The sequence below is a fragment of the Streptomyces sp. NBC_00289 genome, assembly GCF_041435115.1.
Taxonomy (GTDB): domain Bacteria; phylum Actinomycetota; class Actinomycetes; order Streptomycetales; family Streptomycetaceae; genus Streptomyces.
This window is the reverse complement of sequence record NZ_CP108047.1, coordinates 65,582-87,740: the sequence shown is the minus strand read 5'-3', so window position 1 is coordinate 87,740 and position 22,159 is coordinate 65,582. Positions and strand designations below refer to the sequence as shown.

Here is a 22,159-nt window from a genome sequence, read left to right as displayed (position 1 = left end):
TTGATCTTCGGGGTGCTGGGCGGCACCGTGACAATGGTGGCGGCTTGCGAGCCTGTAGTCCGATTTGCTAGACCTGGCCGCGGCCTTGAAGCGGGAGAACCCGACCCGGCCGACCGCGCAGGTGGTGCGGATCCTGCAGCAGCACCTGGGCTGGGGCCCGTCCTACCGCACGGTCCCCGCCCGGACGGGCAGTCGCCGGAGGCCTTCGGCCGGTTCGAGGCCACGTGTCCCAACGAGCTCTGGGTGGGCGATGCGCTTCCTGGGCCGAAGATCGCAGGCCACAAGGCCTACCTGTTCGCGTTCGTCGACGACAACAACCGGGCCGTGGTCGGGCAACATCATCGAGGGACTGCTGAAGAATGAGTCCGAGCTACAGCCGACCATGATCCACGCGGACACCCAGAGCCATTTAGTTACCCGGTGTTCAGCCTGGCCCACCTGCTGGGCTTCGAGCTGATGCCAAGGATCCGCAACTGGAAGGACCTGGTGTTCTTCCGGCCCACCCGGCGCACCTCCTACGTGCACATCGACACATTGTTCGGCGAGGCGGGTCATCGACTGGGACCTCATCGAGCAGCACTTCAAGGACGTCATGCGCGTCGCCCTGTCGGTACGCGAGGGCAAAGTGTCTTCCGTGCTGCTGCTACGGCGCCTGCGCTCCGGCTCGCGCAAAAATGCCCACTACGCGGCGTTCCGCGAGGTCGGCCGGGTGATCCGCACCATCCAGCTGCTGCGCTACCTGTCGGACCCGCAGATGCGCCGACGGGTGACGGCCGCGACCAACAAGGTTGAGGCGTACAACGGCTTCTCCGAGTGGGTGCGCTTCGGCAACCGGGGCGTCATCACCGACAACGACCCCGTCGAGCAGGAGAAGGCGGTGAAGTTCAACGCCCTGCTCACCGACTGCCTGATCTTCCACAACACCCTGGACATCGCCGAGGTGGTGCGCCAGCTGCAGTCCGAGGGCTGGAAGGCCGAGCCCGAGGACCTGGCCGAGGTCTCGCCCTACCTGACCGAGAAGATCATGCGGTTCGGCGAGTACTCCACCCATGAGCTCGACCTGCCCTCCAGGAGGCATACGAGCCGCACCTCGACGTCGACTTCACCAGGCTCGGCCCGGAGAACAGCAGCGAGCTACTGTCCTGAGAGTGCTCCCGCCGTCTGTGTGACGGCGAGTCGGACTTCGCCGAAGTAGGCCAGGTCCCAGGCCGCGACGCGGGTGGTGCCGGGCCGGTCGGGTCCTCCGGAGGAGATGCCGGGGCGATCCCACGGCCGGTCCAGGTACGGCGACCAGATGTGCGCACGAAGCCGGGGATCACGGACCGGCGCAAGGAGACGGTCCCACTCAGTCGCCGCCTCGGGCGGCAGTTCCCGCTCGCGGTCAAACAGAACCGATGGTAGCCCCAGGATCGCCGTTTCGTCCGGGTCGGGCCGCAGCCGATCGGGGCCCTGTTTTTTTCCCACGGATCGCGGTCAGCAGCGCGTCCCGGAGGGTGCCGTCGGTGACGACGCGGAAGGACATACCGACGGTGAACGTGCCGTCCTCGACACCGGACACGATGTCGGCCAGCCCCAGGCCGTGCCCGGTGAGCACGGCGGCCAGCTCATCGCCAGTGACCGCGCGGCATGCCTCGGCGACCAGACTGGAATCGGGCCGTGCGCTGAACGCCCGGGAGAGAACCGATTCCCCAGTGAAGTCGAACTCGAACACGGACCGGGCGAGGTCCAGACTCCAGTCAAGGGCGAGACAGATCTGCAGCAGCTCGGGCCGGTAGCCGTCGTCGCCCGGCCCCCACGTTCGCCTCAGCGACTCGACATCATCGAGCGTTCCCCACACCCATTGGTCGTCGACTGCACTGTTGATGTAGTACAGGGCATACTCGGCCTCGGGATCGAAGCTGTCCACCGGCCTGCCGAGCAGCACAGAGAACGCCGCCGTCAGATCCTGCTCCCAAAGATCGGTCATCCCGGTGATCGTAGTCGAGCGGCTCAAGCACCCAAACCGCACCGCTCTCGCGGGAAGAGTCCACCGACAGCGGCACCAGAGCATCATCACCGCTTCCCATCGCACGGCGCCCTTCAGCTGGCAGGCCGAAAATCTGGGGCTGGTGATCGACTGAGTAGCGATTATGGAAGATCGCTTGAGGCTTGCGCCATAGGGTCGGATGATGACCGGTTCCTTGCCCGCTGTCGAATGCGCGTTCGCCGAAGAGTTGTTGGCCGAAGGCTGTGGTGGCCCGAGCGCGCTCTATGTGCGGGACCAAGCTCGCGGCGTCTTCAAAGCGGTGCACACTGGGGCGACAATCACCCCCGATGACGCCGCAAACCTGGTCAACATGCTCGGAGACCTGCAGGCATTCGTCAACGAGCCGACCGAGCCCGCCCATCTCCGTGAGGAGAACCGCCGCTACATCACGGCTGCGCTGCTGATCCACGCGTGCCGCACGGACGATCCGGACCTTGTACGGCGGCTCCGGCAAGTGGCGCCGTCCGAGCTCCACCGCATCGACCTTCGCCTCCCGCTATCGGCGCCCTGTCTGCTCTCACTCTTCGCCAGCCTCGGTCAGGAAGAGCCGGCCATCCGTGACGCCGCCATGCGCATGGCCCGCAACATCCACCGGCAGACCGACATCGCACCGATCCTCGACATCATCATCGGCGAGCTGGCATCCCCAGAACACGGCCGCGGCTTGCGCAGGGCCGCTCCCGCCGACGGTGCCCGCTGGGCGCTGGTCTACTACAGTCTTGACACCACCGATTTCGACGGCCTGTGCGAGCAGGTCACGGCGGCGATCGATCCGTCCGCACCAACTCAGAACGCGCTGCGCACGCTGGCCGCCCTATATACAGTTACCGAACAGTTCGACCGGGTGATCGGCCTTGTCGGACGGGCGCACACCAGGGCTGCGGTCATCGGTGGGATCCACGACGCCGTCTGCGGGATCGCATGGAACTTGGAGCATGCGCGACATGTGCCAAGTGCCGACTTCCCCTTCACCGAGGCCGTCACCGTCGCCGAGGGACTAACCACCAACGCCGGCCACCGCAAACAGGTCGAGGCCATCCGCAATCGGCACAGCCGCCTGAGAGTCAGAGCCAGAACGGCTGTGTGAGCGCAGGAGATGGCGACACTCGCAGTGACCGGCCACAGCAACCTCGCCGAGTCGGCCGAGTCAAGCGCACCAGTGATCAGAAAAGCCCTGCTGACCCTGCTCGACCGTTACCCCGCGTCGGAGCCAATCGGGGTGTCCTGCCTGGCCGAGGGATCCGACGCGTTGTTCGCAGATGCGGTCCTCCACGTGGGTGGGAAGCTTGTCGCAGTGCTCCCGTCCAGGGACTATCGGCAGCGCATGATCAGCCCACGCTACGCCAAGGAATTTGATCGCCTGCATCAGGCCGCAGCGGAGGTGCAGACGATGCCGTACGAGAGGGCCGCGAGACCCGCTTACGCTGCCGCCAACCGTGAACTACTGCGCCGCGCGGAGCTGCTGGTGGCAGTTTGGGACGGTCGCCCGGGAGCCGGACAGGGCGGGACAGCAGATGCGGTGGCCACAGCTCGTACCTCAGGAGTGCCTGTACACGTCGTCTGGCCGGTCGGCGCCGCCCGCCAGGGCCGACAACGTGAGCCAGGCAGCAAGAAGCGCCGCACCCGATCAAACTTCTGAGGCAGGGCGGTGACCTGCCGGAACGGTCACGCCTGCCGGAGCGCCCGATCCGCATTTTCCGCACCTCTCGAAATGCCCATAAAGGTTGAAGTGGAAGAAATGACACCAGAAGATGACGCCAAGGTGCAGGCGGAGGCCGGGGATCTCGGCGCCATGAACCGGCTCGGGACCCAACTCATGGAGCAGGGCCGGGTCGGCGAAGCCGAGGCTTGGTACGTTCGCGCCGCACAGGGCGGCCATCCGAGCGGTATGTACAACCTGGGTCTGTGGCTGTGCCGCCAGCGTGGCGACCACGCGGAGGCGGAAGCGTGGTGGCACCGTGCCGCAGACGCCGGCCATGTCCGGTCCATGGTCGCCCTGGCCGACACGATGCTCAGCCGGGGCGACGCCGAAGGCGCCGAGCCCTGGTACCAGCGGGCCGCCGACGAAGACGATGCGGAGGCGGCCTTCGGGCTCGCGGTCCTGCACGCCGACCGGGGCGACACCAAAGCTGCGCTCGCCTGGTACGAACGCGCCGCGGACGGCGGCGACCCGCGGGCCATGTGCAACCTCGCCGTACACCACGCCCATCATGGCGACGCCGACGCCGAGATCTACTGGTGGCGGCGCGCCGCAGAAGCCGACGACATCAAGGCCGCGTACAACCTGGCGGTCTGCCTTGCAGGATCCAACGTCTCGGAAGCCCAGCGCTGGTACCGCCAGGCCGCAGAAGCCGGACACACCGGAGCCGCCACCAACCTCGGCGTCCTCCTCGCCGAGCAAGGCGATCTCATCAACGCCGAACCCTGGCTGAAGCAGGCCGCCGAAGCCTGGGACACCAGCGGCATGAGCAACTACGCGGTGCTCCTGCGGATCACCGGCAGCGAAGCCGAGGCCAACACCCTGCATGAGTTGCAGCGGTTCTGGCACCTGGTCCAGTCTCTGTCCTGGGACGAGATCGAGTTCGCACGTCCCGACGTTCGGCTGTCTCATGTCGAGGCTCTCGTGCAGCTCTACTGGACGCTGGACAACTGGCCACCACGAGTTGCCCTGGTCCAACTGGTGCAGGACCAGAACCACCCGGCTCTCAAGCCCATCATGCTCGACATACTCCGCGCCCCACTCACTCCAGAAAGAGACCTCGTGGAGCTGACCAAGGCAGCCGCATTGGGTCTGATCGACACCCGCTACGACACATTCATGAAATTCTACGAGGACCGGGTGGCCCTTCACTCGGCGGTGCGTGACGTGCTTGAGGCCCACGGGCTGAACGAGGAGTAACAACAGTTCGACCACAGAACGGCCGAACGGCATGCGAACAACGCTCGCACCCGTTCGCTTTCGCCGTCACCGTGACACCCAGCCAACGCCAAAGCAGCACCATGCGACCCCGGACTCCTAGCTCTGGCTCCAGAAGGGCCAGGGCCCGTACTGCACCCCCAGATTTGGCCCGGCTGGGCGGCCCGCAACCAGGCCGTGCGGAAAAGCGCAAACGAGCACTATCTGCCGCGCGGCCGCGCCGCTCCCCCGCGTGGCCTGTCACCGTCGTCCGGTGACCGTGGCCACGACATACTCCCCATAGGCGGCCATTTACGGCCCCACTGATGGCCATCGGTTTCCCCGCGGACGGCCAGATATCTCCCCGCTCGCCCCAGACGTACCCGGTCGGCGAAGCTCGAGCGGGTGAAGAACAGCAGGGTCGGGTCGCCCGGGGGATCTCACCCCCGGGCTCCCACAGAACCGTGCGTAAACCTCTCAATTTACACGGCTCTTGTCATCTTGATCAGCAGGAACTTCGGCGTCCATGCCCACTGGGCGAAGAGCCGCGGGTGCTGGCTGGTGATGCGTTTCCAGCACGCGTGGGCCTTCTTGAACGGCCGGAGCCGTCTGTACTTCTTGCGGATCCACCGCATCAGGTAGGCGTTGATGCGATAGAGGAGGGGATGCAGTACCGAGCGATAGAACGCTCCGTAGTACTGCATCCAGCCGCGCACGAACGGGTTGATCCGTCGCGCGAGCTCGAAGAAGGTGAGGTTGATCTGTCGGTGCAACCGCCAGGAGCGGACCTCCGAACTGATCTTCTTCAGGGCTTCCTTGCTGGCTGCGGGGAGGAAGGCCGTGAAGTTCTGGCCGTTCCTGCTCCTCGCGCCTCGGGCGCGGAACGTGAACCCGAGGAAGGTGAACGACGTGTGCTCGTAGGAGCCTCGCCGTTTCCCGTCCTTGCAGTACACGATCCGGGTCTTGTCGGGGTGCAGTCGCAGCCCGACCTCTTCCATCCTGTTCGCGAGTGCGGCCAGGACCTCGCGGGCCTGACGCTCGCTGGCGCAGTGAACGACTGCGTCGTCGGCATAGCGTTCGAACTCTGTGCCCGGGTACTTCCGGGCGAGCCAGGTGTCGAACGCGTAGTGCATGAACAGGTTCGCCAGCACGGGCGATACCGCTGATCCTTGTGGGGTTCCTCGGTCCCGCTTCTGCAAGGTGCCGTCGGGCAGTTGAAGCGGCGCACGAAGCCACCGATCAACATACAACTTCACCCAAACGGCGTCGGTGTGGACCTCCACAGCCTTGACGATGAGGTCCCAGCGGACACTGTCGAAGAACTTCTGGACATCGAGATCGATGACCCAGTCCTTCTTCCAGCAGCGTTGCCGGCACGTTCCCACCGCGTCCAGCGCGGACCGTTTCGGCCGGTATCCATAGGAATCCTCGTGGAATACAGGCTCCACTCGGATACCCAAATGTCGAGCCACTACGGTTTGCGCCACTCGGTCGGCAACAGTGGGAATGCCTAGCATTCTCGTGCCGCCGCCGTGCTGCTTCGGAATCTCCACCGCACGGACAGGAGGAGGAAAGTACGTCCCTGACGACATCCGGTTCCAGATCTTGAACAAGTTGTTCTTCAGATCGGCCTCGAAGTCGTCGATGGACTGACCATCCACCCCTGCCGCACCCCGATTCCTCTTGACCTCTCGATACGCCTCCAGCACTTCCCACTTCGAAATATCAAACGGCTTGTTCGCTGACTTCGGCTTGTCCATCGGCTCCTCCCGGAGAACGTCCGGTTGACCAGACACACACAGCTACAGATGACCCGGCCCCTTCGCTCCGCCCCCGTTACAGGGGCTTCGTCACTACTACGGGCCGGTCCGCCAACACGTCTCGCCTCGGTACTCAGCCCCTTGCGGTGTCAGCCGCTTGAGGTTCTCCCTCTCGCCGTTCATGAAGAGCGGCAGTATCGAGACGTGCCTTCCCACGTTCCATGCAAGATCGGCAGATCAGGCTCACGCCACTTCCGTGCCGGACACCGCCTGGCCAATAGACGGGCACCCGCCAGGCTTATCCCGGAGTCGATCCCAAATCCCCGGTTTCGATGTCGCTTAGATTTCAATAACGACACTTCGTCAGTGGTTCACTTGCGTTCGTCTTCCTGATCCCCACCTGACACCTCATCTGGTGCCTTTTCCACATCGCTCACCACGGTCGCGTCACCGCTTCCGCAGCATGTGGCGGTTTGAAGCCTCCCCCCGCAGGGCGACTTCGAAGGGCCAGACCTTCATTTCTTGCACAGCATCGCTTTCAGAGTCCTTCCTACATTTCGGCTCCTTCGGCGTTCGTGGCACACGAGATCATGGAAATCCTTGAGGCGTACGACCTCACGGGCAGTTACCGTTCTGCGGCCGAGCTCGCCGGTGTCGACCACCACACGGTGGCCCGATATGTGAAGATGCGGGCTGCCGGACAGCATCCCGACGCCCGCCAGCACCGCGACCGCGTCATCGACGCGTACCTGCCGAAGATCGAAGAGCTGGTGGTCCGCTCGAACGGGAAGATCCGGGCGGACGTGGTGCACAAGCGGATCTCCGCGATGGGTTTCACGGGCGGGGAACGCACCACCCGCCGCACGGTCGCCGAGGCGAAAGCCCAGTTCAGAGCCGGTCAGCGGCGAATATACCGGCCTTGGATCACCGAGCCGGGACTGTGGCTGCAGTGGGACTGGGGCGAGGGCCCGCAGCTCGGCGGACGCCGCACCTCGCTGTGGTGCGCGTGGGTGGCCTGGTCTCGATTCCGCGTCGTGATCCCAGTCTGGGACAAAACGCTGCCGACGGTCACCGCGTGCCTGGACGCCACCCTGCGACGGATCGGTGGGGTCCCGGCCTACGCGCTGACCGACAACGAGAAGACGGTCACCACCGACCACATCGCCGGGATCGCAGTCCGCAACCCCGAGATCATCGAGGTCGCCAAGCACTACGGCATGACCATCCGTACTTGCCTGCCGGCGGATCCCGAGACGAAGGGCGGCAGCGAGGCGACCGTCCGCATCGCCAAGGCCGACCTGGTACCCAAGGACGTCAACCTCCTTGAGGAATACCGCAACTTCGCCGCCCTGGAGTCGGCCTGCCGCACCTTCTGCGAGGAGGTCAATAATCGGGTCCACCGCGAGACGAAGCGGCGACCGGTCGAGATGCTCGCCGAGGAACGCACCCGGCTGCACCCGCTGCCCAAGCAGCCCTTCACCGTCGCGTTCGGCACGACCCGCCGGGTCTGCTGGGATTCCACGATCTCGGTCGAGGCGGTGCGCTACTCGGTGCCGCACCAGCTGATCGACACCCGGGTCTGGGCCCGTTTCCACGGCGACGAGCTGATCGTCACCGCCGTCGACCCGGCCGACGGTCATGCCCACGAGGTCGCCCGCCACCCGCGCGGTACGGCCGGAACCCCCGTGCTCGACGACGCGCACTACCCGCACCGGGAGAACAAGGAAGGCGACCGCACCCCGAAGGCGACCACCGCCGAGGAGGCTGCTTTCTTGATGCTCGGCCCCGGCGCCGCCTCCTGGCTGGTGGAGGCCGCCACCGCCGGCACCCGCAAGGTCAAGGCGAAGATGGCCGAGGCCGTCGCTTTCTCCAAGCTCTACTCCATTGCCGAGGTCGACCGGGCGCTCGGCACCGCCGCGGTCACCGGCCGGTTCGCCGAGAAGGACCTGATCTCCATCCTCGACTACCAAGTCGGCCTGAAGAGCGTGGAATTGAACCGGGCCAGCGAGACCCACAGCCTGCAGCCCGGCACCTCCGCCTGGTCCCGCTTCGGCGCCACCCCGATCGACCTCGAGACCGACGACGACAACGAAAGCGACATCCGCTGATGGCCACCCCGCTCCGCACCGTTTCCGGCTCCCACGGCGACCAGCTCGCCGAGGCCGTCGAGCTGACCCGACGGCTCAAACTCCCGCACATCCGCAAGGCGTTGACCGACGTGATCCCCACCGCGAAGGCCCAGCGGTGGGACCCGGCGGAAGTCGTACGCGTCCTTCTCTCCGAAGAGGCCGCCGGCCGGGACCGCGCGAATCTGCACACCCGGCGCAAACGGGCCGGGTTCCCCGCAGGCAAGACCTTCGGCGACTGGGACGAGCAGGCATCCTCCATCCCCCGCGCCACCCAGGACGCCATCAAAACCCTCGAATGGGTCCAACGCCGGGAGAATCTCTGCGTAGTTGGACCCTCCGGAACCGGGAAAAGCCACTGGTGCGAGGCCCTGGGCCAGACCGCCGTCGAGGCCGGGATGACCGTCGCCTGGTTCTCCATAGAAGACCTCGGCGCCCTCGTCCGCCGCCACCGGGCCGACGACTCCATCGCCAAGGCCCTGACCAGACTGATCCGCTCAGACCTGATCATCGTCGACGACATCGGCCTGCTGCCCGTCAGCCCCGACGCAGCCGAAGGCTTCTACCGCCTGGTCGACGCCGCCTACGAACGCCGGGCCCTCGCGGTCAGCAGCAACCTCCACCCCTCGGGATTCGACGAGATCATGCCGAAGACTCTGGCCACAGCAACCGTCGACCGCCTCATGCATCACGCCCACATCGTTGTCACCCAGGGTGACAGCTTTCGACTCACCCAGGCCACCTCCGGACAAGGGGTCAAGCCCTTCAGCTGACCCGACTCAACGATGGTGGGGAATTATCTGGCCACCGTCGGGGAGATCCGCAAGGCCGCCAGTGGGAAGAACTCCTGGCCGCCGACGGGGAGAACTTCAAGGCCATTGACAGACCACCGCGCGCCGCCGCCGCCCCCGCCGCCCGGGGCGGTCTCGCGCGATCCAGCCGCAGCGCCCGCGCCGGTGCGGCGGCCAGGACGTCCAGGGCGTCGACGGTGAGCTGCGCGGCCTCGCCGGTGGCGCCGGGCCGGGCCAGGGTTCCCGGAGACGTGCAGCAGGTCGCCTGGCTGTGTCTCGGTGAGCGTCGCCGTCGCGATGCGGGGCTTGTCGGTCGTGCAGGAGAACGCCGTGTCGTCCGCGGGGTCGTCGGTGGGTGAGGAGATCAGCTCAGTGGGTGGTGCCTGGGCGGGTGCCGGGGGTGGGGACGGTGTAGAGGAAGCCGCCGACGGTGAGGGTGTCCATTAGCTCGCCTCGGCCAGGGCGGTGGTGCGGTGGGTGGCGTCGTATGCGTCCATGACCGTCTTGGCCGGGTTGCCCGCGTCGGCGACCTGGTGGCCGTGGGCGCGTGCCCACGTCCGGATGGCGGCCAGCTGGTCCTGGCTGCGCTTGGTTCCGGTCGGCGCGGAGGCCGTGACGAGCGCTGCGGGTCGGCCGCCCGCCTTCACTGTGCGCACCCGGAGAGCCGGGAGGTGGTGCGCGGCACCGGGCGGCCCGCGATCGCCGAGGCGCGTACCCGGCCGGTGGGGTGTCGGTGCATCAGGTGTTTCTCGCCCGTCGGGCCAGGAGCTTGCCCAGCTCCCACAGGAGCAGGAGCGCACAGGCGGCCAGCAGCGCCCAGCCGAACTGCCGGGCGTCGAGGCGGGTCGTGCCGAGGAGGCGGCGGAAGCCGTCCAACTGGGTCGTCATGACCGCGAGCACGAACTGGGCCAGTGCCACCCAGTTCATCTGCCTGCTGTCGAAGGTGGACGGCGTCAGCACGGACTGCGTCTCGCTGCGGCACTCGAACGCGGCCACGATCAGACACAGCGCGAAGGCGGTGAACGCGATCGACTGACCGGTCTCGACGCTGTCGAAGAGGGCCTGGCCGATTCTGATCAGGCCGAGCAGGGCGACGGTGATCGCCAGCCCGGCTGTCGCGACGGTGACCAGTACGGGCCGGGTGAGCACCGACTCCCCGCGCGGGCGCGGCCTGCGCCGCATCAGCCCCGGGCTCTCCCGGTCGAAGCCGAGCGCGAAGCCGAACGAGGCGTTGACCACGAAGTGGATCCACAGCACCTGCGGCGGGGTGAAGGGCTCACCGGCGGCGATGTTGAAGACGGTGGCCCCGAGGAAGGTCAGCACGAAGGTGACCAGCAGCAGGAGCACGAACCGGATGTACTTGGTGAGGTTGTCGTAGATTCTCCTGCCTTGTTCCACGGCGTAGACGATGGTGGCGAACCTGTCGTCGGAGAGGATCATGCGGCCGGCGTTCTTCGCCACGTCCGTGCCGCTGCCCATGGCGATACCGATGTCGGCGGCCTTGATGGCGGGCGCGTCGTTGACGCCGTCCCCGGTCATCGCCACGACATCGCCCTTCTTCTTGAGGATGTCGGCGAGCAGCACCTTGTGTTCCGGCGCGACGCGCCCCACCACACCGATGTCGTCGATACGGGTCAGCTGCTCGTCCTCGCTCATGGCGGCGAAGTCGGCGCCGAGGATCGCCTCACCGGGGATACCGAGCTGTCGGGCGATCGCCGCACCGGTGGTGACGTCGTCCCCGGTCACCATGCGGACGCGGATGTGGCCCGCCTGGGCACCGGCCACGGCGGCCCTGGCGTCGTCGCGGGGTGGGTCCACCATGCCCACAAGACTGGTCATCCGCAGCCCGGTGACGTACGCCAGCAGGTCGCCGTGCGGGTCGAAGACGGCCGGGTCCAGATCGCGGGTGGCCGCGGCCATCACCCGGCGCCCCTCACCGCCCATCCGCAGGGTCTGGGCCTCGGCCCGCGCGATCAGTTCGGCGTCCCAGGGGATGGTCCGGCCCGCCGCGAGAGCGGTGGTGGCCCGGGCCACCACCGCCGGCACGGCGCCCTTGACGAAGCACCGCACGACCCGCCGCCCGGAGGGGTCGACCGCCGAGTTGAAGGTGGCCATCAGCTTGTACTCGGGGTCGAACGGCAGTGTGGCGAGCCGGGGGAGGCTCTCCCGGGTGGCGTCGATGTCCAGTCCGGCCTTGTGCGCCAGCACCAGCAGCGCGCCCTCGGTGGGATCGCCGACCACCGCGCCGTCCACCAGTTTCGCGTCGCTGGCCACCAGGTACGGCAAGATCGCGTCCTCGATGCCCGCGGAGGATCCCGCGGCGTGGTGGATCTTTCCGTCGAGTCCGTAGCCCGACCCGGAGACGCTGTACCGGTCGGTGGGGCTCACCACTTCGACGGCGGTCATCTGGTTCATCGTCAGGGTGCCGGTCTTGTCCGAGTTGATCGCCGAGGTGAAGGCCAGGGTCTCGACCGACGGCAGTTCCTTGACGATGGCGTTGCGCTGCGCGAGGTTGAGGCTGCCGACGGACAGGATCGCCTGGGTCACCGTAGGCAGGGCCTCGGGGATGGCGGCGATGGCCAGCGAGACAGCGCTGACGAACAGGACGTCCCAGGCCTGGTCCCGCTGGCGCCCCAGGGCGAACATCACGATCATGGTCAGGGCCGCCGCCCCGGTGATCCACAGCGTGAGGGTGTCGAGCTCCCTGGTCAGCGGCGGCACCTCCCGTTCGGTGGCCGACAGCATTCCGGAGATCTTGCCGACCTCGGTTGCGGCGCCGGTCGCGGTGACGACGAGTACCCCGCTCCCGTGGGTGACCGGGGTGTTCATGAACGCCATGTTCGTCTGATCGCCGGGTGCCGGCCTGGGGTCCGTCGGCGTTCCGGCGTCCTTGGAGGCGGGAACGCTCTCGCCGGTGAGCGCCGACTCGTCGATCTGCAGAGCGTTGGCCTCGATGATGCGTCCGTCCGCCGCCACCTGGTCGCCGGCGGCGATGAGCACGATGTCGCCGACGACCAGCAGTTCGGCGGGAATCTCGGCTTCCGTGCCGTCCCTGCGTACCCGCGCCGTCGACTTCATCATCGACTGCAGCGCGTTCATCGCGCTCTCGGCCTTTCCCTCCTGGCGCAGGCCCACGACCGCGTTGAGCAGGGTCAGGACGATCAGCAGGATCGCGGTGGTCCACTCCTCGATGAGCAGCGAGACGACCGCGGCCGCCACCAGGACGATCTGCATATAGCTGCGGTACTGCTTGGAGAAGCGGCGCCAGGCCGGAGCGCGCCGCTCCTCGGGCAGCGCGTTGGGGCCCTGCGCGGCGAGAAGTTCCGCCGCCCGGTCCGCGGACAGGCCCGCCTTCGGATCGACGTCGAACGCGGCCACGACCTCCTCTGGGGAGCGCGCGTACCAGCTGTCATCGGACACTTGGGGCTGTCCTCCCACGGAATACGGCCGCACGCTCATCGTCGTCGTCTCCGTCCCCCGGCCGCGCCCGCCGCCGGTCGAGCCGCTCGGTGACGGCGGACTCCTGCCGGCCGCGGTCGGCAGGGAGCGGACTCCTCCGTGCGGGCGGCCGTGTCCGGCTCCGGGCCGCCGGCGGCCGCACGGCCGTCGCCGGTCTGGGCGGGCGCCGTGGGTCGGACGGCCCCGAGCACCCTCCGGCACCGGCGCTCGACCAGAATCGGCACGTACGCCCTGACAGCGGCCCGGCTGAAGGAGTCGTACGCGTCCCAGACCGTCGCCTCGACGACGACCGACGCGACCGAAGGATAGGCCGCACCCAGCCGTGCCACCATCGCACGGACGGCCCCGAGTTCGTCACGCGAGGCAGATGACCCGGACACGGGCCGCTCTTCGGGACCGGCGCGTTCCCCCGTCCCGGGCCGGCGGCTCACACCCTCCACGGCTACGGTTGCGCCTGCTTGAGGAGTGTTCCTCCCGAGCGTCATGGCCGCGCTGCTCTCATGCCCCACGACCTCCAGACCGCACCACCACGCCTCCCGCCACAGTCGCGGGACGATCGCTCGCACTCATTGTCTGCTCGCCCGGGCAAGATCGCCCCCGGAGCCGGAGGCGCGGAGTATGCGCCGGCATCACCGTAGCCGTCCCCCTCGCCGACGACCCCGACGGCGACAACGCCGACCACCAGACCCTGTAACTCCCACGACCGGAGCGGCGGGAAGAACGCCTCACCTGGGCCAGGCAGCCCGGCCCCGCGCGCGGCCCCGCCGACGCGCGCAAGGACACGCGGGGCTGCCTGATCCCCTCGCCCGCCGCCCGGACCCGACCCACCCGCTTCTCTTCCTTGCGGGTGAGGCGTGGTCCGGGGGGCCGTAGAGGGGATGTCGGGCTGCCAACCACGGGCGGAAAGGCGCGGTGACCTGCCGTTTTCCAGACCAATCCAGGGAGGGGGCGGGCGGCTGTCGGAGGGGATGTCGGCGGGGTTGCGGGACGGGTCGGGGGCGGTGTTGTCGCTTCGTGACCCTGGTGGGGCCTTCCTGGTGGGACTTTCGGTGGGGGCCGGCTGCTGCGCTTCGTCGTACACGCGGCGCCGGCAGGACGGCGCCGCACCGTACGACGGGAGCGGCCGTGACGAGTGATGTGGACGCAGGGGGCGGGGACCGCCTCGCACTGGCGGTGCTGGTCCAGTACCGGATGGCCACGACCGAGCAGATGCACCTGGTGATCGCGCCGGGGGTGCGGATCGAACAGACCCGGCGACGGCTGGCCAAGCTTCGTAGTGAGGGGCTGGTGGATCGGATCACCCTGCCGCAGGCCGGGCGGACCCGGGTGTGGTTCCCCACCCAGTACGGCGTGCAGGTCGCCTGCGAGTGGCCCGAGCTTCGGGAGCGACGCCCACCGAAGGGGGCCTCCGACCGGACCGCGGTACGGCTGCGAGCCGGGCACCAGCTGACGGTGACCGAGACCGCACTCGCCTTCCTCCAGGACGCGCGCCGCCGCGGCGAGTTGTGCCGGCCACTGGACTGGATACCCGAGGTCTACCACCCCATCGGTGGCGGCGAGGCCGTCATCCCCGACGCGCTGCTGTACTACCGCAGCGGCAGCCAGAACGACGACAGCTGGTCAATGCTGCGGGCGTTCGTAGAAGTCGACCGCGCCACCATGGGCCCGGAACGGCTGGCCGCCAAGATCGGCGGGTACGCACGCCTCCACGACTACACCCCCGCTCCGCCTCCAGGACGGCGCAGGCCGGCCTTCCACCAGGAGTCGCAGGAGGAATGGCGGCGCCGCTACCCGCTCTTCCCCCGCGTACTGTTCGTCCTCGACGGCACCGGCCCCACCGGGATCGCAACCCGCATCAGGGCCCTGCACGCCGCCGCCCGGGATCTGCCGCCGTCAGGCTTCCGGCACACCGTCCCCGTCCTCGCGGCGCCGCTGGTCGACCTCCTCCGCGACGGACCCGCAGCCCCCGTGTGGCGCCCCGTCCACGACCCCGACCAGAGCGTCAGCTGGAACAGCCCACGACATCCGTAGGTACTCAACCCGGGCTGCGCAATCGGGCGTTGCGCAGGCCCGGCCATGGGCATTGCGCAGGCCCGACCATGGCCACCACTACCCCCACCACAGCAGGTCACAGCGCTGCGCAGGAGTTGCGCACCGATTGCGCAACCATTGACGCTGAGCACGGAGGTGCCTGCGATGTCGCTCGACAAACCGAAGCGCCGACAGTGCGCATACAAGCGCTGCCGCCGACAACTGCCGAAAGACGTAACGCCCAGGCGCCGTTACTGCGGCCCGACATGCAGGGCCGGCGCCTACCGGATGCGCCGATGGCAGGAACGCGCGCACCAGATGATGACCGTCCTGGTGGATGCCAAGGCAGCCCAGTTCCTGCGCACGACCACCGGCCAGGAGGAACCATTGCCGGCGAGGCAGAGGTGCGGCGGACCGGACTGCCGGGTCGTGCTGTGGGCCGGTATCCGACGCCGGCGATCCGCCCGGTACTGCAGTGCGAGATGCCGGCAGGCCGCATACCGGACACGCCTGCAATCCCGTGACCACGAGGCCGTACCGTAACGGTGCCCGATACGCCGGACCGGTGGTGACGGTACGGCGTCATGGTCAGCAGGCCCATTCGAACCAGCAGGTCATAGCACCGCGTCGTGGTTGCGCACCGATTGCGCATCCGCTGACGCTGAACACGGGCTCAACTGCCGGGTCCTGCTGCGGGCCGGTGTCCGGCGCATGCCAGTCCTGTTCGGCCCTGCTCTGGCCTACGACGTGCTCGACCCATCGGCCGGTACGGGGCCTCGGGCGGCGTGCGCGGGTGTGTCGCCGTCCGTCAGGGGCTGAGAATCTCGGCGGTGACCTCGGCGAGGGTCCGGCCGGTAGTGAAGGCGTGGGCGCGCATCAGCGCCAAGGCGGTGTCCGCGGTCACTCCTTTGCGCACCATGAACACCCCGATCGCAAGGTGTGTGTTGGCCTCGCGGGTGCCCACGACGTCGGTCAGCTCCCATGCCGGGGAATCGTCCCCTTCGCCGAGCAGCCGCTGCAGGAGGACCTGGGCCGCGGCGTCGATGGCTTCGGCGGCCTGGTCGATGGCGTCGGCCGGCATGCCGCCGGGTGTGAGGGAGGCCAGGTCCACCGATCCGAGAACGCCTCCGCCGGCCAGGAGGGGAAACGCGTGCACGGCCTGGATGTCCGGGCAGCGCTCGGACACGACAGCGGTGAACAGCGGCCACCGCCGCGCGCCTGCCTGCCAGTCGGTGAAGTGGACCGGCTCACCGGTGGTCGCCGCCGTGATGCTCGGGCCTTCCGCGACGGTGAACTGCACTTCCTCAAGGACCGTGGCCATCTGGCTCGACGCGCACAACAACAGTCGCCAGGGGGTGTCGGTGAACAGGGACACCGTCACCGCGTCCACCGGCAGCCCCCGCGCCAGCTCGCCACACAACCTGCGGGTCACCTCCTGGGGCGGGCAGTCGGCGACAGCGCGCTGTAGTTCATGCACCAGGTGCGAGCGATCCTTCATCCCACTCATCCGTTTCCCAGCCGACGCGCAGTTCGGGTAACCCACACCCGCTCCCGCACACACGGAGATCCCCGTGGGCTGCCTGTGCGGTGGTCCGGGGCGGGACACTCGGTGGGCGGGCCCTTGGACGCCGCCGGTCCACCACGGGACCGCCTGCCGATTTCACCGAATCCCGCCAGGTGAGAAGCCCTCCTGCCCTGGCATGAGACGCCTACAGACATACCACCCGAACAGTGACAGTCTGCGTGTCCGTCGCTCACCAGGCTGAGGGGCAAGCGCATGACGCACGAACTCACACCCCTCCCCCTGCCCGTCGCGGCCCCTCGCGCCGATCTCTCGCTGGCCCAGGACTGCAGCAACTGCTATCAGTGGGGCACCGTCGTCACCGCCGCCGGCCACCACACGCTGTGCCTGGTGTGCCAGCGCCCCACTGCCGGGACATGTCGACCTGTCCCGGCACGATGAAACAGTCGACCGCCTCTCCGCCCACCCGTGAACCGCACATCGGGACAGCGCACACTCACGGCACTGCTCCCGCCCACATGAAGCTTCGGGAATCAGACGGGTAGTCCGGTCGGCCTGCAGGGAAGTGCGGGGGCGACGAAGGATCGGCGCGGTACCTGCAGACAGTCTCCGACCGCCCAGCACGACCAGCCCAGTGTCCAGGCCGGTGAGGCGAGACGTGGGCCGCAGAGACAGGCAGGACCGTGACCCGCTCTCGCTGCCTACGGTGGTGCGGTGGCACCCCCTTCCGACGCCGAACCCCAACGCGTGCCTGTGCCGGTCCGGGTCGTCCTGCCCGCCGATCTCCTGCTCGGCACCGAGCAGCAGGAAGTCGTCGCACGCCTGTGGAAGCGACGCCAGACCAACACGGGCTGGCTCTACCTTGTAGGGCTGCCCTCCTACCGGGACCGCGAGGACGGCGGTGTGGAGGCGGCGGAGTACCGGGTGTGGGTGCGCGCGCCTGAGCATGTGCGGCCGGTCGACGGCGTCGACTACGACCAGGTCACCACCGAACACCTGCCGGCGCCCGCGCCCTCCCCGATCCGCGAGGTGCTCGGGGAGCGCCGGCCGTCGGGATGGGTGCTGCAGAAACTGGGCGACGGGCGGGGCCCGACCCGCAGTGTGCTGCACGCCCCGGACTGCGACGATGCGCCGGCCGGGGCACCGCTGCTCGACCTGGAACAGGCGCTGGACGCCGCGGAAAATCCTGCGACCCAACTGTGTACCCGGTGCGGATGCGCGCAGGAACTGACCCCCGTGCTGCGCGGCTTCGAGCACATCACCGATCCCGCCACCGACAGCCCGTGACCCCGACTGTCCGGTGTCGGCGGCGCGGCCGCGCCGCTGGGCGGTCAGGTGCGGGGGCGCCGACTGAAGAGCCGGCCGCCGGCCGGCTGACCGTTCTGCCCCTGAGCGGCGGTGCGTTCGCGGTCGCTGCGGCAGGGGCGGCACTCGCTGCCCGAGGCGACACCGGCCTCGGGGTAGACAGCGTGCCCGCACGTCGGGCACCACCACCTGGTGGCCTCCATGCCGCGGCGGTGCTCTTCCTGCTCCCGCCGGGCGCGCTCACGTTCGGCTTCCTCCGCCTGCCGGCGGGCCTCAGTACGCACGCTGTAGGCGCGGTAGTCGTCGGGGTTGTCGAGCGCGTCGGTGAGGGTCTGCCAGGACTGGTGTCCGTAGCGCCACCAGACGGGCCCGTGCGGGCCGTGCTCGGCCAGCTGGCGCAGGGTGGTGGCGAGCAGCGGGATCTTGCGGTCGTAGTCGCGGTAGCCGTCCGGCTTCCCTCCTTCGTGGGCGGGGCTGTCGGCGTCCCAGGTGCCGCGCCAGTGGTCGCGGGCGAGGTCGCCGATCTCGCGCATTCTGGCCTGCAGGGCGGCCGCGCCGACGTTTTTGGTGAACACCAGCGCCACCGGCGGGTAGCCCTCGCCGGGCGAGGCCGGCCACACGGTGCGCCACAACGGGAGCTCCCGGCCGGAGAGTGTGACCCGGCGGGCGAAGAACCGCACATAGCGCTCGATCTTGTCCGCGACGATCGGTGGCCCTTCGGTGCCGTTGTCGACCTCCACGAACAGCAGCGGTACCAGGTCGTGGCCGGGCGCAGCGAAGACCATGTCGGCGCGGAGGGAGCCGCGGGCCGGGGCGAGGAACGTGCCGCCGGTCGGCAGCACCGCCTCCGTCGACCAGGCCGCGAGCGGCCCCAGGCCCTCTGGCACCTCCGGGAGTTCCGATTGGTCCGGCTGCTCGGTGGTGGCCGGGGCCGACGCGCCGGGCCGGTGCTTGCGGACGACGGGCTGGGTGGGCTCGGGAGCGGTTTGCAGGAACGCGGCCAGGACGTCGGTGACGGCCCGGGCGTGCTTCGCTCCGGAGGCGGCCGCCGCCCTGGCGGTGCCGCCCATCTCCCGCGCCGGCCGGTCCAGCACGACCGCGGCAACCCCCAGCCCGGCCGGAGTCAGCGTCCACAGCTTCTCCGTGACCCGCACCCCGTCCTCGCGGACGTGCACCGCGCTGCCCGGCGAGATCACCAGCCGCTCGCTCTCCAGATCCTTCAGCCCGCCGCGTACGGTCGCGGCGTCCTTGGTGCCCGGGCACATCAGCCGGCGTATCTGATCAGGTGTGGCCACCTTCACCACCCCGAGCGCCGCCAGGCACATCGTGCGTGTCCGCCCCGTCGACCCATACCGGCGCACCTTCGATCCACCCACCAGCCCCGCCCCTCCCCCTGAACGCAGCACCTCTGCGCACCGACGACCTCCTGTTTCGCCTGATCATGCAGGACAGGGAGCAGTCGAGGTAGAGGAGGGTCCCGAAAGGGCGTGGTGAGCTGCGCAAACATGTGGTGCGCAGTCTCTGCCCACCGCAGGGGGAACGCAGGGGTGACCGTAGGGGGAACGCAGGGGGCCGACCATAACCCCCACCACGGCTTACCCCAGCCCGGGCGGGGCGCCGCCACGGCGTCACACAGCCGAAGACACACCCGCCAACACGCGCCGGGCGATGGCGCACGCGGTGACCCATGAACCTAGAATCGGAAACATGTTCGATGACCTGCCGCCGGACCTCCCCAGGCTGCTCACCCTGCGGGTGTGGCACACCCTGTGGCTGCAGCGCATCGACGCCAAGATCGCCGCCCTCCAGCAGCGGGAGGCCGAACAGGAATACGGCCGCACCAACCGGCCCGCCGAACCGGACTGGATCGTGGAGCTCGGCATCGGCGCCGGCCGCCCGCCCATCGAGGTCCATGTCGGCGGTTGCTACGCGGCCGGCAAACGCCGACGCCCCGTGCCCCGCGACGAAGCCCGACGGCTCCTCACCTCCGGCGTGCGCGCATGCGGCCACTGCCAGCCCGACAACGCGCTGGGGATCCCCGACTTACCCGCCGGTCCGGCCTCCCCCACCGCGATGCACTGACCGGCACCCCGCCTCTTCCTTCGCGGTGGCCCACCAGCCCAACCCCCGCGACAGGACACCCGATGAGCAGCACTCCCCCGCCACCGCCGATCAGCGAACCCGACCCCTCCACCTTCACCTGCTCATCCAGCCTGGTCGGCCCGTGCTCCGGCTGCCAGCGCCACACCCACAAATACGGCACCGGCGGCCTGCCCCTGTGCCAGTGGTGCCTGACCCCCGTCCAACAGAACTGGGGCACCAGCGTCCGCTTCACCAGCAACCGACCGTAGACACCCCGGGTTACGGATGGACGATCATGGTGAGACATGGGCCTGTGCCATGGACGCCGCCAGAGCCGATGCTCGCCACCCCCGTGCCCAACCCCACCCTGCGGCCCGGATGGGCGGCAGAGCCCAAGTGGGACGGCTTCCGGGCCCTGGTCTTCGACGCCGACCAGATCACGCTGCGCTCCCGGCGCGGCACCGAGATGCTGCCGGCCTTCCCGGAGATCGAAGCCGCAGTCCTGCAGCTGCCGGACGCCACCGCGCTGGACGGCGAGCTGATCGTATGGGACGCGGCGGGCCGCCTCGCCTTCGAGCAGCTGCAGCACCGGCTCCAACGCCGCGGCACCCAGGCGGACCGAGCCGCGGGCGAGTGGCCGGCCCACTTCGTCGCCTTCGATCTGCTGCGAGTGTCCGGCACCGACACGACCGGCTGGCCTGAGGGGCCTCGCGTTTTCCGGACAGGCTTCTGACCGTTTATTTCACGCGGCGATTCGCAACTTCTCGTACTCGGCATGGACTTCGCGTGGAGGGCGGTACCCCACCGCCGAGTGGAGGCGTTTGCGATTGTACCAGAATTCGATGTAGCGAGTGATGTCCTGCCGGGCGACCTCGCGGGTCAGGTAAGTCACCCTTGATACGCGCTCGTTCTTCAGGGCGCCGAAGAATGATTCGGCCATGGCGTTGTCGAAACAGATCCCGGTGCGGCCGGCAGATCTGCGGAGCCCGAACCGGTCCAGCGTCCTCCCGAACTCGGCTGACATGTAGTTACTTCCGCGATCCGAGTGAAATATCGCGTCGGCCGAGAGGTTCCTGTTCCGTGCCGCGTTACGGATCGCCCTGGATATCAGTGGGGTTTGGTAGTGGTCGTCCATCGCGTAACCGATGACTTCCTTCGTGCAGCAGTCGATTACCGTCGCGAGGTACAGCCAGCCTTCCCCGGTCCCGATATAAGTAATGTCACCGACGAGCTTTTCGCCGGGTGCGTCCGCGGTGAAGTTGCGGCCGACGAGGTCCGGCACCTGGCCGGCCGCGGCCTTGGTGAGGTTGAACCTCTTCGGCTGTGGCTGGCAGGACTCAAGTCCCAGCTCGCGCATCAGGCGGCGGACCAGTTCCAGGCCGACGCTGATGCCCCAGCGGTGCAGCTGGGCTTGGATGCGACGGTGGCCGTAGGTGCTGTCGGAAATGTCGAAGGCTTTCTTGATGAGCAGTTTCAGTTCCTCGCGCCGCTGTGCCGTCGCGGATTCCGGGCGGGATCGCCAGTCGTAGTAGCCGGATCTGGAGACGCCGAGTCTGCCGCACATGAACTCGACGCTGTATGCGCACTCCGCAGTGTCGAGCCGCATCTCATCGATGAACTCGTACTTGCTTGCTACCGGGGATCCTTCGCGAAGTACGCCGCGCATTTTTTCAGGAAGGAGTTTTCCATCTCCAGCTCACGGTTCCGCCGTTCGAGTTCCTTCAGGCGTACCCGCTCGTTCACCGTCAATTCTGCATCGGGAGCCGGTTCCTGCTGCTTCTGGTGCTTCTTCACCCAGCCGCGTAGCGTCTCCGAGTTCAGCTCAAGCTCCCGGGCAACTTCGGAGATCGTCTTGCTTGACCTCAACGCGATCTGGACTGCTTCCTCACGGAACTCCGGCGAGTACTTACTGGGTGGCGCCACTTCTTCCTCGTTTCCTGTTCAGGACAACCCTATTGGGTCCCTGTCCGGAAACTTCGGGGCCCCTCAGAGGACCGGGCGGTGGCGGGGCACTGGGAAGGCGACCTGATCCTCGGTGAGGGCAGTCGCAGTGCCGTCGGCACGCTCGTCGAACGCTCCACCCGCATGACCCTGCTGCTGCACCTTCCCCCGGGTTCATCAGTCAGCGGGCATACGGGAGGGGTCTGGCGGGCGTAAGTGC

19 protein-coding genes and 2 pseudogenes are annotated in these 22,159 nt (G+C 68.3%); 13 read left to right on the top strand and 8 right to left on the bottom strand.

All coding sequences use genetic code 11. From position 1 onward, the window contains the following. Positions 1-319 precede the first annotated feature (319 nt). A pseudogene (locus OG985_RS49210) lies at positions 320-1,146 on the top strand (Tn3 family transposase); the annotation flags it as partial. Between the two features lie 235 nt (positions 1,147-1,381). On the opposite strand, the gene OG985_RS49205 reads toward OG985_RS49210, so the two are convergent. Next, the gene (locus OG985_RS49205) at positions 1,382-1,966 is read right to left on the bottom strand and encodes a hypothetical protein (protein WP_331719095.1); all 585 of its coding nucleotides are present in this window, start codon (positions 1,964-1,966) and stop codon (positions 1,382-1,384) included. A gap of 214 nt (positions 1,967-2,180) precedes the next feature. Between OG985_RS49205 and OG985_RS49200 the strand changes: the two genes are divergently transcribed. From OG985_RS49200 to OG985_RS49190, 3 genes are read left to right on the top strand one after another with little or no spacing between them, the layout of a single operon-like run. Then, positions 2,181-3,113, top strand: a complete 933-nt coding sequence (locus tag OG985_RS49200; protein WP_371674759.1) for a hypothetical protein — start codon at positions 2,181-2,183, stop codon at positions 3,111-3,113. Positions 3,114-3,122: 9 nt separating this feature from the next. Continuing rightward, on the top strand, positions 3,123-3,665 hold the full coding sequence (locus OG985_RS49195) for a hypothetical protein (protein ID WP_331719093.1): 543 nt from the start codon (positions 3,123-3,125) through the stop codon (positions 3,663-3,665). 9 nt (positions 3,666-3,674) lie between these two features. Further along, entirely contained in the window at positions 3,675-4,925 is a 1,251-nt protein-coding gene (locus OG985_RS49190; RefSeq protein ID WP_371674758.1) for a tetratricopeptide repeat protein, read from the top strand. A gap of 479 nt (positions 4,926-5,404) precedes the next feature. Here the strand turns inward: OG985_RS49190 and ltrA are convergent, their stop codons facing one another. Next, on the bottom strand, positions 5,405-6,682 hold the full coding sequence (gene ltrA, locus OG985_RS49185; protein ID WP_331719091.1) for a group II intron reverse transcriptase/maturase: 1,278 nt from the start codon (positions 6,680-6,682) through the stop codon (positions 5,405-5,407). A 590-nt stretch (positions 6,683-7,272) separates the two neighbouring features. Between ltrA and istA the strand changes: the two genes are divergently transcribed. Both istA and istB read left to right on the top strand, forming a co-directional pair. Beyond that, positions 7,273-8,790 carry an IS21 family transposase gene (gene istA / locus OG985_RS49180; RefSeq protein WP_331719090.1) on the top strand — a complete coding sequence of 506 codons (1,518 nt, stop codon included), beginning with the start codon at positions 7,273-7,275 and terminating at the stop codon, positions 8,788-8,790. Continuing rightward, the gene (gene istB / locus OG985_RS49175; RefSeq protein ID WP_331719089.1) at positions 8,790-9,581 is read left to right on the top strand and encodes an IS21-like element helper ATPase IstB; all 792 of its coding nucleotides are present in this window, start codon (positions 8,790-8,792) and stop codon (positions 9,579-9,581) included. The genes istA and istB overlap by 1 nt, the downstream gene beginning before the upstream one ends. Positions 9,582-10,042: 461 nt before the next feature. On the opposite strand, the gene OG985_RS49170 is transcribed toward istB, so the two are convergent. The 3 genes from OG985_RS49170 to OG985_RS49160 form a co-directional block, all read right to left on the bottom strand. Beyond that, positions 10,043-10,255 (bottom strand): histone-like nucleoid-structuring protein Lsr2, encoded by a 213-nt coding sequence (locus OG985_RS49170; protein ID WP_371674757.1) that lies wholly within the window; start codon positions 10,253-10,255, stop codon positions 10,043-10,045. 82 nt (positions 10,256-10,337) lie between these two features. Beyond that, entirely contained in the window at positions 10,338-13,058 is a 2,721-nt protein-coding gene (locus tag OG985_RS49165) for an HAD-IC family P-type ATPase (protein ID WP_331719086.1), read from the bottom strand. Beyond that, the gene (locus tag OG985_RS49160) at positions 13,055-13,390 is read right to left on the bottom strand and encodes a three-helix bundle dimerization domain-containing protein (RefSeq protein ID WP_371674776.1); all 336 of its coding nucleotides are present in this window, start codon (positions 13,388-13,390) and stop codon (positions 13,055-13,057) included. The genes OG985_RS49165 and OG985_RS49160 overlap by 4 nt, the downstream gene beginning before the upstream one ends. A gap of 793 nt (positions 13,391-14,183) precedes the next feature. On the opposite strand from OG985_RS49160, the gene OG985_RS49155 reads away from it, so the two are divergent. Next, positions 14,184-15,089 (top strand): replication-relaxation family protein, encoded by a 906-nt coding sequence (locus tag OG985_RS49155; protein WP_331719085.1) that lies wholly within the window; start codon positions 14,184-14,186, stop codon positions 15,087-15,089. A gap of 808 nt (positions 15,090-15,897) precedes the next feature. Here the strand turns inward: OG985_RS49155 and OG985_RS49150 are convergent. Then, a complete protein-coding gene (locus OG985_RS49150) occupies positions 15,898-16,587 on the bottom strand; it encodes a GAF and ANTAR domain-containing protein (RefSeq protein WP_331719084.1) in 690 nt (229 codons plus the stop codon). 279 nt (positions 16,588-16,866) lie between these two features. Here OG985_RS49150 and OG985_RS49145 point away from each other — a divergent pair, with 279 nt between their 5' ends. Together OG985_RS49145 and OG985_RS49140 are read left to right on the top strand one after the other, a co-directional pair. After that, on the top strand, positions 16,867-17,052 hold the full coding sequence (locus tag OG985_RS49145; RefSeq protein WP_371674756.1) for a hypothetical protein: 186 nt from the start codon (positions 16,867-16,869) through the stop codon (positions 17,050-17,052). A gap of 273 nt (positions 17,053-17,325) precedes the next feature. Beyond that, the gene (locus OG985_RS49140; RefSeq protein WP_371674755.1) at positions 17,326-17,898 is read left to right on the top strand and encodes a DUF6233 domain-containing protein; all 573 of its coding nucleotides are present in this window, start codon (positions 17,326-17,328) and stop codon (positions 17,896-17,898) included. Between the two features lie 44 nt (positions 17,899-17,942). Here the strand turns inward: OG985_RS49140 and OG985_RS49135 are convergent, their stop codons facing one another. Then, positions 17,943-19,241, bottom strand: coding sequence for a replication-relaxation family protein (locus OG985_RS49135; RefSeq protein ID WP_331719082.1), 1,299 nt, complete (start codon positions 19,239-19,241; stop codon positions 17,943-17,945). Positions 19,242-19,623: 382 nt separating this feature from the next. On the opposite strand from OG985_RS49135, the gene OG985_RS49130 reads away from it, so the two are divergent. From OG985_RS49130 to OG985_RS49120, 3 genes are all read left to right on the top strand, one after another. After that, positions 19,624-19,998 (top strand): DUF6233 domain-containing protein, encoded by a 375-nt coding sequence (locus OG985_RS49130; RefSeq protein ID WP_371674754.1) that lies wholly within the window; start codon positions 19,624-19,626, stop codon positions 19,996-19,998. A gap of 62 nt (positions 19,999-20,060) precedes the next feature. Continuing rightward, on the top strand, positions 20,061-20,267 hold the full coding sequence (locus OG985_RS49125) for a hypothetical protein (protein WP_371674753.1): 207 nt from the start codon (positions 20,061-20,063) through the stop codon (positions 20,265-20,267). 68 nt (positions 20,268-20,335) lie between these two features. Beyond that, complete coding sequence (locus OG985_RS49120; protein ID WP_331719080.1) at positions 20,336-20,731, top strand: hypothetical protein; 396 nt, start codon at positions 20,336-20,338, stop codon at positions 20,729-20,731. 9 nt (positions 20,732-20,740) lie between these two features. Here the strand turns inward: OG985_RS49120 and OG985_RS49115 are convergent. Further along, a protein-coding gene (locus tag OG985_RS49115; RefSeq protein WP_331719079.1) for an IS3 family transposase occupies positions 20,741-21,921 on the bottom strand; the annotation gives its coding sequence in 2 pieces (ribosomal slippage) (positions 20,741-21,657 and positions 21,657-21,921; 1,182 coding nt in all). Positions 21,922-21,987: 66 nt separating this feature from the next. Between OG985_RS49115 and OG985_RS49110 the strand changes: the two are divergent. Then, a pseudogene (locus OG985_RS49110) lies at positions 21,988-22,113 on the top strand (IS30 family transposase); the annotation flags it as partial. Positions 22,114-22,159: the final 46 nt, after the last annotated feature.